The sequence below is a fragment of the Nostoc mirabile CHAB5784 genome (assembly GCF_020829645.1).
Taxonomy (GTDB): domain Bacteria; phylum Cyanobacteriota; class Cyanobacteriia; order Cyanobacteriales; family Nostocaceae; genus Nostoc; species Nostoc mirabile.
Map to the genome: position 1 here is coordinate 66,740 of NZ_JAIVFS010000003.1, position 14,112 is coordinate 80,851.

Sequence of the window (14,112 nt, forward strand, 5' to 3'; positions counted from 1 at the left end):
AGCAACCTTTATTCTCAAGGTTTGCAGTTTTTAAATTGGATAACTTTTTCGTGCGTGTCTTCAGAAAGTGCAGATTTCAGCTTTAACCCTACCACAAGCCAGAATATATGTTTATCCAAACACTAATCACAGACCCGATTCATTTTTTCAGAATCGTTGTAATTGTCATATTCTCCATCACTTTGCATGAACTTGCTCACGGCTGGGCTGCGATGAGTCAGGGAGATAACACTCCCCAACAAACTGGTCATCTCACGCTCAATCCTGTAGTTCACATGGGTAAGGAATCGATCATTTTTCTCTGCCTCATGGGTATAGCTTGGGGACAAATGCCCGTCAACCCATCTAAGTTTCGCTCTGGCAAGCTAGGTAATATTTTGGTATCAGCCGCAGGCCCATTGTCGAATCTTGCTTTAGGTATTCTATTTATTGGAATGCTTAAATTTCTCTCTAATCCGAGTCTTTCAGAACTTTTTAGTGGGGAATTTCTTTACTTAGCAGCTCAAATCAATTTGACCTTATTTTTGTTTAATCTGCTGCCAATTCCACCACTGGATGGTTTTCATGTTTTCAGTGAAATTTTTCCTCAGCTAAAGCCACTACAATATAGCCAATTCGGAGTTTTTGCAATGATGCTTCTATTTATAATTCCAGAATTTGGGACGGGGCTTAGTGACATTGCTCATTTAGTTATGCAGTCGGCGCTCGGGGAAGAATCACCAGTTTCTTAAGCAAAAATAGATTATTTATATAGTAATCCTATTTGATTTGTGATAATTGAAAACCACAGAACCCCGGCTTTTTTCATAAGTCGGGGTTCTTGCAATACTGTTCGGTTAAGACAAGAGACGCGATGAATCGCCGTCTCTACAATAATCAGTCTTTGGTAGAGACGGCAATTTATCGCGTCTTTGTGATGATTTATCGCATCTTTGCGATCTAAAATTTTCATCAAAAAACCTTAACCGAACCGTATTGGGGGTTCTTGTTGTTCACGAAGGGTTTAGGATAGCCAACTTTTTACTGTAATATTCAGTCTTGGCATAGATGCTGATAATACTATCACCAACTGCAAAAAAAGTACCTTGTTGCTCATCTTTAGAGAATTGCAAATTTGGGTATTTAGCAGCAGCTTCTTCAGCATTCATGGGTTTTACTTTTATTTCTTCTGGCAATGCTCCAGTACAACCAATGTAAAATACTAAGGGAGATATCCTGTCTTGGTAGATATTCTCTACATATTGTTCTAACTTGGTATTCGCTGCCGTCAAAGCTGCAATCATTTCCTCTTTGCTGATCTGTTTACCAGCTTGTTTATGCTGCAACAACTGCGCCAAACTATCAACACCAACTTTCTTAAGAATATCTACGACTATGCCATTTTGCTCAAGCCCAAGAAAATCATCAAAAATTGGTTTCATCAACTCGTCAACTTTTGTAATGTTGGTGCGTGATGATAGTAGCCTGTGCCTAAAAGCAATATTTTCATTCAATGCGATCGCAAAAGTAGGCTTGATGATAATTTCTCCAGTGATTTTATCATAAAGACGATACATTCGATTCAGAAATTTGTTAGCAGAATGAAACTTACTGAGGTTAAGAATATCTTGACTACCGATGTCAATTTTATAACTCAATCTTGAGTCAAGAGTACCATTAACTAGCGCTTCATGGATGTCTGTGTATTCATTAGTTGTAGGGAAGTTGATGTAAACATTTTTAGACAGATAGTGCTTTTTAAACTCATCTAACTGCCCTGCTACAAATACATCTGACTCCTTTCTTAAGTGAGCAGAAATAATACTAGTAAGTACTTTAATTTCTGCGAGTTCATTGAATAGTCCATCAATGCTGCTATAACTACTATTTGCAGCGACAAGCGGCAAGTTATCTAATTGAATGGTATGTTCAGCACGGAAGTCAAAATCTTCTGCATCCAACACACCCTTTTCTTTGAGCAAGTCAAAGGCTTTTTTATTGCTGATTTTGATTTGTAAGGACTTGACGTTGATTTTGCCGTTGCTAACAATTGTGTAATTATTAAAGCTATTGAGGTCATTTACTAGCAAACCCGCTACCTCAATAGTGGGGGTTTGGTCTTCAAATTTGGCAAGTTTGACTTTACGTTTGATAAGCATATTGATAGTAGCAGTATTGCGATTAAACTGAAATTCGCCCATACCAACATACTCAGCATTATCTATATTTTCTGTTCGCAACCAAGGCTGAAGCAGTTCTCCATTTTCGTTTCTCACACCTTTAACGCGCTTGATACCTGTTCTTTGATAATCTTTTTGCAGGTGCTTGATATTAACGATAATATTGTTGCGATATTGTGCAAGAATTTGGATTAGTTCTACGAGAGAAATTTTATTCTTCGCCATATTGCTACCTTCCACATCAAGGTCAAGAATCTTTTAAAGCCACGGTGATTGAGGTTTATTACTCTTTAAAAATAAACTGTTAAACCGTGCAAAATTGAAGGTCAAACATACAATAAATTGATGCCAAAATGCTCAAGTTGGCATATACCACACAACTATTGTGTGTTCATGATTGCATTCACGAACTAGCTAATATCGCGTTTATTTAATACAAGCTTTGGGCATCGCCTGGAAAACTTTGCGTTGCATACTCACCAGATATTTTTTTATAGTACAATTGTATCATAAACATGCCAAGTTGTATAGGCGTAGCCCGTGATAGACATCGCCCTGCAATGAGGTGTTATGGGATTGCTGACGACTTCTGCCATACTGCTGAATAACGCCATATAACGAATAATCCTAAAACTTTCATATAGTCACAAGCAATACTTATGATTACTATTGAAAAACATTGCCGCAACCAGTGCCCTAGTAAGTAAGTCGGTGGAAAAAAACAGAACTATATTACGAAAAGTAAATACACCTGAAACCCTTACCAATGACAAAGGACAAATGACAAATGACAGCCTTCACCAGTTAGCTTTATTTGCGCCGACTTACTTAATTATTTCTGCATCACACCATGAGACAACGAATATCTTCACCGTGTCCAATGGCCTTGAGTAGGTCGTCGATGATAGCATAGATCGCAATTGTTTCATTTAACAGTGAATAGTTTTCAGTTATCAGTTAAATCCTTGACGAAACACCACACAAATGTTGGTGGTATGCGTTGGTGGTGGGTAACAGCCCCTCACCATACGCTTTGTGTTTACTGATAATTGATAACTGATAACTGATTTAACATCTGCCCCTGCGAATTTTCTCACGCTCAGGGGATTTTATTATTTAAGTGGTCGCTAGCGATCGCCTGAATCTGTAACTAGCAACTTGGGTTAATACCCGGAACCCCAAAGAGCCAAAGCTGCGCTTGAGCTAACCTCCTGCTTGCGGCTACGGTGTACACACAAGTCTTGAAATCTTATCTAAAACTTGGTTTCGTTGCCCTAGCCCTAAAAATTAGCGGGATAAATGGAGTTTCCAGTTGCCAAATATCTAACCCCTGAGTAGAGTATTCTCCTTATGGATTATTCACTGATCACCAAGTCTAAGTACCAGGGAGGATTTATGATCAATCGCTAAAAAAGCTTTGGCTAACTGATAGATAATTGGGGCAGAAAGCTATAGCTAGAAGCATGGAAACCAAACAGCTAGGAAAAACTGGTATCTTTGTGAGTGCGATCGCTTTAGGTGGTATGCCTATGTCAATCTCCAATCGCCCTCCCGAATCGCAATCAATCGAAGTTATTCATCGGGCCTTCGATCTAGGTATTACATTTATTGACACTGCCGACTCATACTGCAAAGATGAGTCAGATAAGCACCACAACGAGCGGCTAATTCACAAGGCACTTACTAGTTACAAAGGCGATGTTAGCCAAGTAATTGTGGCAACGAAGGGCGGGTTGATGCGTCCCAATGGAAACTGGACAAGCAACGGGAACCCAGAACATTTGCGCCAAACAATTCGAGTCAGTTTTGAGGCGTTAGGTGGTGCTAAACCCATCGATGTTTGGCAATACCATTCCCCCGATCCTAATTACACCATCGAAGAATCCCTTGCACCTGTGAAAGAGGCAGTGGAGGCAGGTTTAATTCGATTTGTGGGAGTTTCTAACTTTTCCGTTGAACAAATTAAGCGGGCGCGGGATGTAGTGGATATTATTTCGGTGCAGAATCAATACAGCCCTTGGCAACGACAGCCAGAAAATGACGGCGTGTTGAAGTATTGCCAACAGCAAGGATTGACGTTTTTGCCTTGGAGTCCCTTTGGTGGTAGGCGTCGCCATCAGGACTTACAAGATATCCCTGCGATCGCTAACTTAGCTAAACAAAAAGGCGTGTCAGTATATAATATCGTCTTGGCGTGGTTGCGTTCCAAGTCGCCCGCTATTTTGCCAATTCCTGGTGCTAGCAAGGTTTCTAGCATTGAAGACTCAGCACAAGCTATCAATGTGAAACTATCTGATGAAGAAGTGCAAAAAATCGATCGGGCAACTTAATCATTCCAAGCGATTCTCACTTCGGTGTAATAGAGTCTAAACCTCATCCCCAACCCTGATGTATCGAGATGTTTAGTCTCATCCAATACTTTGGGGTTGAATATATAGTGAGGAAAAGCGATCGCTTCTACATTGACTCCAACGGTGGAACCTCGAAGTCATTAAACGAGGAAACATTGTAATACGAAGCAGCTAGAGCTTTCACCAGTTTACCGTCGAGAGTCAGCAAAGTAGCACGTATAGCAACGGACAGGGAGCTTAGGACAGCAATAAAATCACAAAGTACGCTGTTGAAGATGCGTTTCCCGCAAACTGTCCTAACGGCTTTGGCGACTGCTATATCTGCTGTGAAAGTGCAACATAAGACGCATCGTAAGCGGAGATTCCATAATTTAATGCGATCGCAACTGCATCCGCCATCAAATCAGCAGTGCAGACAACACGCAAGGGAAAAGCTTTGAGGGTGGCTAAATCTGTCTGAACCTCAGCAGCAGTGTACATCCTTGCACGGACATACTTCCATAAGGCGTTAGCGCACTCAATGTAAAAGAGGTCTGGAACAAATATTTCCGTCTGTGGATTGGCAAGGTGATCAAAAAGTTGATTAACTTTGGCAGTTAGTGGATCAGCAATAAAATACTTGATACACACACTGGTATCTAACACGCATCTTAGAGGGGTGGTCATCTGTCGCGGTCTTCTCGAATCAGTTCAGTACTATCAAGTAATCCGAAATCTGCTGGATTCACACGGCGACGCTGGCGACTTTCTTCTAGGATTTTAATTACATTCTGTCGTTTCTGATCTTCTGTTTGCTGTGCTTCAGTTTTTAAAGCTTCTTCTAACAGAGTTATAACTTGGGCGTTAATTGAACGGTGCTGAGATACCGCTAACTCTTGCAGCTTTGCATACAAATCATCGGGTAAATTTCTTACATAAAGGGTAGCCATCGCCTTACCTCAAAGTAGAATTTATCATTATGCTAGCATGATGCAAGCATGAGGAGAGAGGACACAAGAGGGAGCGATCGCATTTTGTAGTTTAGGTGAGTGTTATCCTAAAACTCACTCTTCTACTTAATATTTTGTTGATAAATAGTCTTTTGCTATATATTTATTCCATGCATCAATAGCATCTGATCTAAGCGTAGTTTTACCCCACCTGAATGTACTTGAACCAGCAAGGAAGTTAGCCTATCAAACTGTAAATCTACTTTCTTTTGTTCACTATCGCCTATTAATGTAGACAGTTTAGATATTTCATTTATAAACGTCTCATCAGGATATGATCTAAGTGTGACAGGTTTTGTATTATCGTCATTGATAAAATTGGTAATTTTACCTTTGAGATTATCAAGATCGTGAAGAAGTAAATTAATTCCATATCTCCGCTCATTTTCCAGACTACGATAGTAGGAATCTTCGCTTTCGTAAATAGTCAGTTTTAGATACATTGAAGCAAGTAAATTTAGGATTTCTCCTAGTTGCTGAAATTTTTTTTCATCTTTAGATTGCTTCTTAATAGAAAACATAAAATGTGAGCTATGATTATTATATTGCTCCAAAATATTTATTTTTATTGAATTATTTATATTAATAATGTTGTTAACAATATCAGTAATAATCGGTTTATTGTATGTATTGTTTCCAATACCTACAAAGAAGATATGATATATATAAATTCCTATCATGTTTAAATAATAAACATAAGGATCGATATTTTTATAGTAAATACATTCTTGGGAAATATCTTCCGTATTGGATATTTCAGTATTATCTTCATAATGGGGATATTTTAACACTTTATTATCATTGTCTTCATCAAAATTTCCATATTTAAGAGTTAAATTATCACCTTCAACATCTTCTACTTGCAACAATAAATTTTTAATATTATTTTTAGATTTTAATATAATAAAATCTCCCTTTTTAATATTATCTCTATGCAGTGACGAATCAAAAAACTGATATATACATTTATAAGTATAGTTTTCATGAGCATTTAACTTTTTTAAAATAATTTTTCGGCGCAGAAACGCTAGATAGTTTGGTACAAACGGATTTCCTATATCTCGAGTAATTCTTGTATATACAAAGTCACCTCTTAAATCTTTTTCATAAGACTCTTGTGTCTCGTATACGTGAAATCTGATATTTAGGGCATTTGGTTCACCATTTCTCTCAACAACAGCCAAATTTGTGGGATGTAACTCACTAAATGAGAAAGGCGATGCATTTAAAGAACGACTGACTAGATCAGATATTTGATCTAGATACCAAAGTCCTTTGACAAAGCGAGCAGGTAAGTTATCCTTGTCTAAGCTTTGCAGTTCTTTGAGCGTCTCTAAAAAGCTTGGAGTAGGGGAATTATTACCATTTTTCCAAATGCGATTACAAAGATGATTATTTAATCTTTTAAAACCAAAATGTTTCCTCTCATATAGTTCTATTAAACTATTAAGTACAAGTTTTACAGGTTTATTACCATTGGTGTCACCACAACGACTTAGAGAATAAAAAGTATTTTTTGTCTTATAAAGTATGCATTTTAAAATAATTTCAACTATTTCTTCAGGAGCATAAATTGTTGAATTTTTAGAGAGCTTAAAAGGCTCAAATACTTGAATTAAACTTGGTTCGCTAGATTTAAACTCATAAACCATGCGATAGTCTTCCATTATTTCATCAACTGTTTTCTCCTTCTTGTCATAAATAACTCGAATATTTTCATAAAAACGCTCTGGTGATTCTCCACAAGTCAACAAATCAAATACAATAGCTCCAAAACCAAATAAATCAGTTCGTTCGTCTTGACGTTTGTACAGAATAATTTGTGTTTTTTTATCAGATTTAAGATTTTCTCTGGCTTCTGGATGAAGAGTAATGGATGTTCGGAAATTTTCGCTAGTGTCATTACTATTAATTGACTTAATAGGATACGTATTTTGACTATTCTTACTAAAAAGTACAAAATCAGTATCCTCAATGATCGTATCGCGAAGCTTAGGATCGTAAGTAATTAGCTCAACATTATTATTATCTACTTTGATTTCTACATCACAAATATCAAAATAGTCTTTTTGCTCAGGCGATCGATAGTGACGAGTACCAAGAGGTAGCTGTGGATTAGCTATTGGTAAAGCTCCCGGTACTGGCTTTTGTCCTGGTAGAAGAAAACCAAGATCGCCAATCACAGCCTTAACTTCAGAATCTTCTTTTTTAATGAAGATATTTGCAGGTTTTAAATCAAGATGTAATAGATGGGCTTGATGAAGAGTTACAAGACCCCTAGCAATATCGACCAAATATGGAAGTATATCAGCTATACGATCTTCAAAATTCATTTTTCTCAGAATATCATATCCTGTAAGCTCATACATTCCTTCCTTAACAACTTGTTTATCTGCATCAACTGGTACTCTTTCTTCCAAAAGGTCTTTCAGTGTCGAATCGTACTTTTCCGTTACCAGAGCATAATCTGAGATTCTAAATGGTTCAAAGAAGTCCTTTAAGGTCTTATATATCTCTGATGATCGAAACGATTTAGTCCAACCTATCGTCTCAATAACACCAAAAAGTTTTGTATCTTTCTTAACTTCTGTAATTCTTTGTGTCGATTCAAGTTCATTTTGGAAACGAGACTTTACGATGTCTGTATCAGAATGTTCATAAAGTAGTTTAACTGCAAATTTGTTTTGTCTGTTACTATAAACTGCAAATACTACACCAAAAGTGCCATCACCAAGTTTAATAGGCTGATTTTGCTCATCAAGGGTAAAATAAAAAGTTAGACTATTATCGTCTTCTGTTTTAAAAGAATAACTAGGGTCAGAATTTTGTTGGCTCATTTTTTTATTTTGTCATCAAACTTACTGCTGAACTAAGATAAAAACAAAATACTCCTTGGGAGAGTTTTTGGGTTTGTACTCAATCAATATTGCTTTTTCGACTACATTTTTATCTAATGAAACTGCTAATTCTGAAACGCTTTCAAATTTCAAAGTTTCACCAGATTTATACTCTGTACATTTAAAAATTCCTGACACCTCTGGCGACAAATTATTTATATCTTTCGGTGGTAAGTCGCCTCTCCAAATTTCTGCCTCCATGACTCCGCTCTTATTGAGTAATAATCCAAACTGCTGCTCAGTTTCAATGGTCTTTATATATGCCCATTCATTTAAATTTATAGGAATGAACTTAATATCGCCAATTAAAACTGATTTTTCTTCAGGAGTTCCTTTTTTTATCCACCAATCTTTTTGATTAATAATCAGGTGAAACCCACTACTAAAAGGAATATCTTGAAGCTCTAATCTCAAGCTTTTTCCTGAGTCTCCTTTCTGGCTTTTTGGTGTCTTCTCTGGAAGAAAAGCAAGGGATTTATCTACATTTTCTCCCGATTCTTTTAATTCCTGATTTTTATACTTTATAGAAGTAATTATAGCTAAAGGTTTCTCCTGACTACCTATTGTACCGAAGTTAATATTTATCTTATTATAAGTATTAAAATTATTTTCTATTTTTGCTAGTTGCAAGTCCAAATTTTTACTTTCAATACCCGTAAGTTGAACTTTGGGTACAAATCCTTGAATTAGCTCAATTAAATTTAATAAATCCTCATTGAAAGGCATTATCTTTTTCCCCTATAGACGATCACTTAGAACAAAAATGCCAACATTGAGGTGATTGACATTTATTTATGTAACAGGGCTTACACAACTGACACATATATTTTCTGTTATGGAAGTCAAAAGTCAAGGGTCAAAAGTCCAGGTTTTTTGGACTCTTGACTTTTGACGGTTCGACTACGCTCACCGTCAACCCTGAGCGCAGCCGTTCGCGCAGCGTCTCCGACAGGAGAAGGGTTGACTTTGGACAACCTCTATGAAAAGATATGACACTTGGCTTTAGTCTTACATGTAAATTGAAAACTTTTGTAAGTTGAGCAAAGAGGGTTTCAGCTGATGTTGCTAAGAGGTTGTTTGAAAAGTAGTTGGTTGTGATTTTAGGCACTTATCGATCCCCCCTAACCCACGCCAGTCGCTCCACTTGAGGAGACCCCAAGACCGCGCTGGCTCCCCTTAAAAAGGGGGGAACCGGAATCAAAGTCCCCTTTTTTAAGGGGGATTTAGGAGGATCTAGAACGTTTTGCTACCGACAAGAGGACTTTTCAAACATCCTCTAAGGCTGAATATAGGATTTACATATAATCTAAGAAGAATACGCCTACAACAGAGTTACTAGAAAAACAGATTCTAGGAGGATTTCAGCAGATTGTATTCCCTAGCTAAAATGAAGTGCTGGTAGAGCTTCTGGATAAGTTTTGAATCTAATAACACTATATCACCCTGATATGATTCTGCTGTTAGCTCTGATGCAGACTTTGAGAGGGCAAAAATGATATTGAAACTCTGATACAATTCGACCTGACAAAGGAAAATTGGCAATTTGTTCAGAAAGCCTAGTGATCCGGTCAACTATACTAGCCGCATACTGTGGAGAAGGCTGGGCAATATAAGCATAAATTGCTGAGAGATTTTATACTGCTGTTGTTGTTCAGTAAACGTTCACTCTGGTAGTCCAAAATTTTTCCGCACTTCTTGTACAGAAATAACATTACTAGCTTTGCTATCCGCTAGTCCAGCTTCAACAGTTTGTCGAACATAAATTTGGTACATCAAATCATCCCATGTGGAATTTTCTGGCAACTTGTCAATCAGTTTGGGGGCTTCTTCTTTAATGTTGAGATTTTTCATCAGTAGTTAACCAAATTCTGTTTGTGCATCAATTTGGATATATTGTAGATGCAAAAAAGGTGTAGTACTTGATAACATAATTCATTCAACGGAGAGGGGGAGATTCGAACTCCCGGAGGTTTTAGCCTCATCCGATTTCAAGTCGGACGCAATCGACCACTCTGCCACCTCTCCAATAAATCTGTCAAACTTATGCTTACCCTACTTTCAGACCCTATTCAGGCGCTTTTGTTGGTTAGCACTAAAGCTGACAGATAATACTATATCGTATCATCTACGCAGATTGCACTACTGAATGCGAATGTCTACGACACAATAGGCGATCCCTCATACAAAATTTCCTCTGAAGCCACCTGGAAGTCATTCCCAACCCAAACTAAAGAAACTTGCGAAACCACACCCGCCTCTAGGGTGACAATGGAAAAATTACGCAACTTCTCACTGTCATGTTCCACAATCCTGGGGACACTAGCCGCATTTAAGTAAATTGTCCCCTCTGGACTTCTAAAGATGGGCTTGCGCTGCACCTTCTTGGTATGGCGTAAATCTCGGTGCATGTGACCAAATGTCACCAGAGGAATAGTTTTACCAGCAGTCAAGGCTTGAGAAATCGCCTCGCCAAAATCTGGATCGCCAAAATCGCCGCCAATTGGGTGCCAGTCTTTGCCGCAGGGGTCTTCGGGGCGATCGCCTAACCCACTAGGCCCGTTGTGACCCAAAAATATAATCGTCTCATAAGCGGCGCTTTTAACAGCTTTGAAGATGCGATCGGCGGATTCTTCCAAACTCGTCACACCGTAACGTTCTTTACATATCTCCGCGAATTTCCACTCTGGGCCACCCCAGGTAAAGGGACGACCCCCCACTACAGTTAAATTCCAAGCGGGAAAATCCAACTTACCGTAACCGACATGGGACGGGCCTAATAAATCGAGTTGTTCTTGTACCCAGTCTTCCTTAGAGCGGTCATAAGGAGCCTTTTTGCGTCCCCATTCAGTGGCGGTGTACCAGGCATCGTGGTTGCCCATCACGGCTGCTTTGGGAATATCGAGAGAGGCGATCGCTCTGACCACTTCCACCGACTCGTTGCCAAAATCCCCGACAAACAGCACTAAGTCAACACCCAAATGCTTGAGTGCAACGCCATCTTCCACTTCCCATTGGTCGTGAATATCTCCAACTACAGCAATTTTGAGGTTTATCGATTGAGTTTTCTGACTGGTCATGCCACTTTCCTTGCCGTCTATCTCCAGGATATGAAACTCAGCCCGATTTGGACACAACCCCAACATATCAACCGTCCACTATTTTTGGTAAAAACTACTATAATTGATTCCACAGGACATAAATTTGCAACATAAAGCACCCCTTAACTGTGTTTACCACTGCACTAGCTCAACGAGAAAACACCCAACTGGGTGAACTACCACTAGATTTGTTTGCCGCCATTGCGAGTCTCAAAAAAGAACTCAACGCCGTTATCCTGGCGCATTATTATCAAGAGCCAGATATTCAGGATATTGCAGATTTTATTGGGGATTCATTACAACTAGCGAAAGCCGCAGAAAAAACCAATGCGGATGCGATCGTCTTTGCTGGTGTTCACTTCATGGCAGAAACAGCAAAGATACTTAATCCCGATAAATTAGTACTTTTACCAGATTTGAATGCTGGTTGTTCTTTAGCCGACAGTTGTCCACCAGAGGAGTTTGCAGCTTTTAAAGCAGCGCATCCGAATCATTTGGTGGTGTCTTACATCAACTGCTCTGCTGATATCAAGGCGATGAGCGATATTATTTGTACTAGCTCCAACGCTGTGAAAATTGTGCAGCAGATACCGAAAGAACAGCCGATTATTTTTGCCCCAGATCGGAATTTAGGTCGGTATGTGATGGAACAGACAAGACGAGATTTGGTGCTATGGCAAGGTAGCTGTGTTGTCCATGAAACCTTCTCGGAAAAGAAAATTGTCCAGTTAAAAATTGCCCATCCCGAAGCAGAGGCGATCGCACACCCAGAATGTGAAAGTAGTGTATTGCGCCACGCCAGCTTTATTGGCTCCACAGCCGCTTTACTCAAGTATTGTCAAAACAGCCCTACCAAAGAATTTATCGTTGCTACGGAGCCTGGAATCATTCATCAAATGCAAAAACTAACTCCTGACAAGCACTTCATCCCTGCCCCACCGATGAATAATTGCGCTTGTAACGAATGTCCGTTTATGCGGCTAAACACCCTAGAAAAACTCTACTGGGCAATGAAAAATCGCACTCCCGAAATTACCATGTCAGAAAATATCCGCCTTGCTGCACTGCGACCAATGCAACGAATGCTGGAGATGAGTGTGTAACTAGTATTTTTTATATATGTGGTAGAGACGCAGTTTTGTTGCGATCTCTACCCGCAAGTTATTTTTTCTAATCACTTGCTATTTATAAAACATGGTGCTAAGATTTTAAATCGTGAGACAAATCGGGTCGGTGTCCGAGTGGTTAATGGAGACGGACTGTAAATCCGTTGGCTAGCGCCTACGCTGGTTCAAATCCAGCCCGGCCCACCACTTACGAAGTTATAGGTTATAATGACTGGGTAAAGAGCAAAGCTCCCAGCATTGTAACTTACAACTAAAGAAGCAAAGTTATATTTTGCCCGTGTGGCTCAGTGGTAGAGCACACCCTTGGTAAGGGTGAGGTCACGAGTTCAATCCTCGTCACGGGCTTTTTACTATTAATGAAATAATCGACGTAAAGTTAAGGTTTTCAGGCTTTTGAAGGAATGTGGATGTTGAAAAGCTAACTTTCTTACTTGCATTTTTGACTATTCTGACTATGATTTTGGCTATGATTTGGCTATCAGAACAGAATTTTGGGTATCAGCTTATTTTTTGACTATGATTTGACTATGAATCCAAAATTTTGGTATCAAATGGGTAAGCTGATGCGCTTCTAAAGTATATAAACACTCTTGATGGTCGTTGACTGTTGACGGTTGACGGTTGACGGTTAACAGTCATCAGTCATCAGTCATCAGTCATCATTCATATTTAAAAGTTTTCTCCACAGGTGATCTCGCCAAAGCTAGAATTTTTATAAAAAAGCTAAAACTCTATCCTAGAGAACGTTTCGTTATGGGTTGTTAACTGTCCTTCTATATTTTCATAAGCCTTCTTCACCCAATATCCTCTGGGTGGCTTTTCTACCCCATAAGCCTTACACCACTTTTCTACAGCTTTATCAGACACGCCAAAATCTCTCCCAATTTGTGCGGTTGGCTTTTCCCAAACTAGTTTTCCTAGTTCTTCTTTAGATGGCCTTTCAACTTTTCTAGTATGAATTCTAGAGTCTGAGTTAACCTTTCTCGTTGTTAAATCAACGCCAAACTCCTTGTAGGTTCGCTTAGACGCTGCTTCAGTGAAGTCTGTAAAATCTTCCCACCAGTAAAACGGTGTAGCTGAATTAGGTATCTGGGTAGTTATGTAGCAACCATTAAAGTTAATTGATGGATAAACAACTTTATCTATATTAGGAAGATAAACAGCATAAAAGTCAAAGTCATTTACTTTGTACTTCTTCTGATGAGTCCCATTTTTATCTACCCAAATAGTTTTATTTACTACCCTGTTATCTCCCGCGTATTTAGCTTGTATTTTGTAGAATTTATCGTCTTTGTAGACAACAAAATCAAAAGGTAAATGTTCACAAACAAGTGGCGTGAGGACTAAATACCCTTTAAGGGTAAGATCAGCGATCGCTTTTGTAGCAGCAATATCGCCTTTGTTCTTAGTATGATGCAGCAATAACGAACCCTCAATCGAGGAAATCATCATATCACCTTACAGTGCTTGAGGGTTCATATCGAGTTAAAA

General features: G+C 38.8%; 11 protein-coding genes, 3 tRNA genes and 1 pseudogene. 5 read left to right on the forward strand and 10 right to left on the reverse strand.

Annotated elements, in window-relative coordinates; translation table 11 throughout:
* The first annotated feature begins 107 nt into the window (after nucleotides 1-107).
* A complete protein-coding gene (locus tag LC653_RS03625) occupies nucleotides 108-731 on the forward strand; it encodes a site-2 protease family protein (RefSeq protein WP_229492639.1) in 624 nt (207 codons plus the stop codon).
* A gap of 261 nt (nucleotides 732-992) precedes the next feature.
* On the opposite strand, the gene LC653_RS03630 is transcribed toward LC653_RS03625, so the two are convergent.
* The gene (locus LC653_RS03630) at nucleotides 993-2,384 is read right to left on the reverse strand and encodes a hypothetical protein (RefSeq protein ID WP_229492640.1); all 1,392 of its coding nucleotides are present in this window, start codon (nucleotides 2,382-2,384) and stop codon (nucleotides 993-995) included.
* A 624-nt stretch (nucleotides 2,385-3,008) separates the two neighbouring features.
* Nucleotides 3,009-3,095 (reverse strand): annotated as a pseudogene (locus tag LC653_RS47840) (IS982 family transposase); the annotation flags it as partial.
* Between the two features lie 527 nt (nucleotides 3,096-3,622).
* Here LC653_RS47840 and LC653_RS03635 point away from each other — a divergent pair.
* Entirely contained in the window at nucleotides 3,623-4,489 is an 867-nt protein-coding gene (locus LC653_RS03635) for an aldo/keto reductase (RefSeq protein ID WP_229492641.1), read from the forward strand.
* A 336-nt stretch (nucleotides 4,490-4,825) separates the two neighbouring features.
* On the opposite strand, the gene LC653_RS03640 is transcribed toward LC653_RS03635, so the two are convergent.
* The 7 genes from LC653_RS03640 to LC653_RS03670 all read right to left on the reverse strand — a co-directional run bounded on the left by LC653_RS03640 (nucleotide 4,826) and on the right by LC653_RS03670 (nucleotide 11,473).
* Complete coding sequence (locus tag LC653_RS03640) at nucleotides 4,826-5,176, reverse strand: type II toxin-antitoxin system VapC family toxin (protein ID WP_229492642.1); 351 nt, start codon at nucleotides 5,174-5,176, stop codon at nucleotides 4,826-4,828.
* Nucleotides 5,173-5,439: a FitA-like ribbon-helix-helix domain-containing protein gene (locus tag LC653_RS03645; protein ID WP_229492643.1), complete on the reverse strand. Its 267-nt coding sequence runs from the start codon at nucleotides 5,437-5,439 to the stop codon at nucleotides 5,173-5,175. The genes LC653_RS03640 and LC653_RS03645 overlap by 4 nt, the downstream gene beginning before the upstream one ends.
* A 155-nt stretch (nucleotides 5,440-5,594) precedes the next feature.
* Entirely contained in the window at nucleotides 5,595-8,336 is a 2,742-nt protein-coding gene (locus LC653_RS03650; RefSeq protein ID WP_229492644.1) for a protein kinase domain-containing protein, read from the reverse strand.
* 21 nt (nucleotides 8,337-8,357) lie between these two features.
* On the reverse strand, nucleotides 8,358-9,122 hold the full coding sequence (locus LC653_RS03655; RefSeq protein ID WP_229492645.1) for a hypothetical protein: 765 nt from the start codon (nucleotides 9,120-9,122) through the stop codon (nucleotides 8,358-8,360).
* Nucleotides 9,123-10,058: 936 nt separating this feature from the next.
* The gene (locus LC653_RS03660; protein WP_229492646.1) at nucleotides 10,059-10,247 is read right to left on the reverse strand and encodes a hypothetical protein; all 189 of its coding nucleotides are present in this window, start codon (nucleotides 10,245-10,247) and stop codon (nucleotides 10,059-10,061) included.
* An 89-nt stretch (nucleotides 10,248-10,336) separates the two neighbouring features.
* Nucleotides 10,337-10,421, reverse strand: a tRNA-Ser gene (locus LC653_RS03665).
* Nucleotides 10,422-10,552: 131 nt separating this feature from the next.
* A complete protein-coding gene (locus LC653_RS03670; RefSeq protein WP_229492819.1) occupies nucleotides 10,553-11,473 on the reverse strand; it encodes a TIGR04168 family protein in 921 nt (306 codons plus the stop codon).
* A gap of 149 nt (nucleotides 11,474-11,622) precedes the next feature.
* Here LC653_RS03670 and nadA point away from each other — a divergent pair, with 149 nt between their 5' ends.
* The 3 genes from nadA (at nucleotide 11,623) to LC653_RS03685 (ending at nucleotide 12,966) form a co-directional block, all read left to right on the forward strand.
* Complete coding sequence (gene nadA / locus LC653_RS03675; protein WP_229492647.1) at nucleotides 11,623-12,597, forward strand: quinolinate synthase NadA; 975 nt, start codon at nucleotides 11,623-11,625, stop codon at nucleotides 12,595-12,597.
* A gap of 124 nt (nucleotides 12,598-12,721) precedes the next feature.
* Nucleotides 12,722-12,807: transfer RNA gene (locus LC653_RS03680), tRNA-Tyr, on the forward strand.
* 87 nt (nucleotides 12,808-12,894) lie between these two features.
* Nucleotides 12,895-12,966, forward strand: a tRNA-Thr gene (locus LC653_RS03685).
* Nucleotides 12,967-13,344: 378 nt separating this feature from the next.
* Here the strand turns inward: LC653_RS03685 and LC653_RS03690 are convergent.
* Complete coding sequence (locus tag LC653_RS03690; RefSeq protein ID WP_229492821.1) at nucleotides 13,345-14,070, reverse strand: group I intron-associated PD-(D/E)XK endonuclease; 726 nt, start codon at nucleotides 14,068-14,070, stop codon at nucleotides 13,345-13,347.
* Nucleotides 14,071-14,112: the final 42 nt, after the last annotated feature.

What these genes read in the sequence shown, in the direction of transcription:
- LC653_RS03625 (WP_229492639.1), top strand. Translation starts at nt 108, where the DNA reads ATGTTTATCCAAACACTAATCACAGACCCGATTCATTTTTTCAGAATC.
- LC653_RS03630 (WP_229492640.1), bottom strand. Translation starts at nt 2,384, where the DNA reads ATGGCGAAGAATAAAATTTCTCTCGTAGAACTAATCCAAATTCTTGCA.
- LC653_RS03635 (WP_229492641.1), top strand. Translation starts at nt 3,623, where the DNA reads ATGGAAACCAAACAGCTAGGAAAAACTGGTATCTTTGTGAGTGCGATC.
- LC653_RS03640 (WP_229492642.1), bottom strand. Translation starts at nt 5,176, where the DNA reads ATGACCACCCCTCTAAGATGCGTGTTAGATACCAGTGTGTGTATCAAG.
- LC653_RS03645 (WP_229492643.1), bottom strand. Translation starts at nt 5,439, where the DNA reads ATGGCTACCCTTTATGTAAGAAATTTACCCGATGATTTGTATGCAAAG.
- LC653_RS03650 (WP_229492644.1), bottom strand. Translation starts at nt 8,336, where the DNA reads ATGAGCCAACAAAATTCTGACCCTAGTTATTCTTTTAAAACAGAAGAC.
- LC653_RS03655 (WP_229492645.1), bottom strand. Translation starts at nt 9,122, where the DNA reads ATGCCTTTCAATGAGGATTTATTAAATTTAATTGAGCTAATTCAAGGA.
- LC653_RS03660 (WP_229492646.1), bottom strand. Translation starts at nt 10,247, where the DNA reads ATGAAAAATCTCAACATTAAAGAAGAAGCCCCCAAACTGATTGACAAG.
- LC653_RS03670 (WP_229492819.1), bottom strand. Translation starts at nt 11,473, where the DNA reads ATGACCAGTCAGAAAACTCAATCGATAAACCTCAAAATTGCTGTAGTT.
- LC653_RS03690 (WP_229492821.1), bottom strand. Translation starts at nt 14,070, where the DNA reads ATGATTTCCTCGATTGAGGGTTCGTTATTGCTGCATCATACTAAGAAC.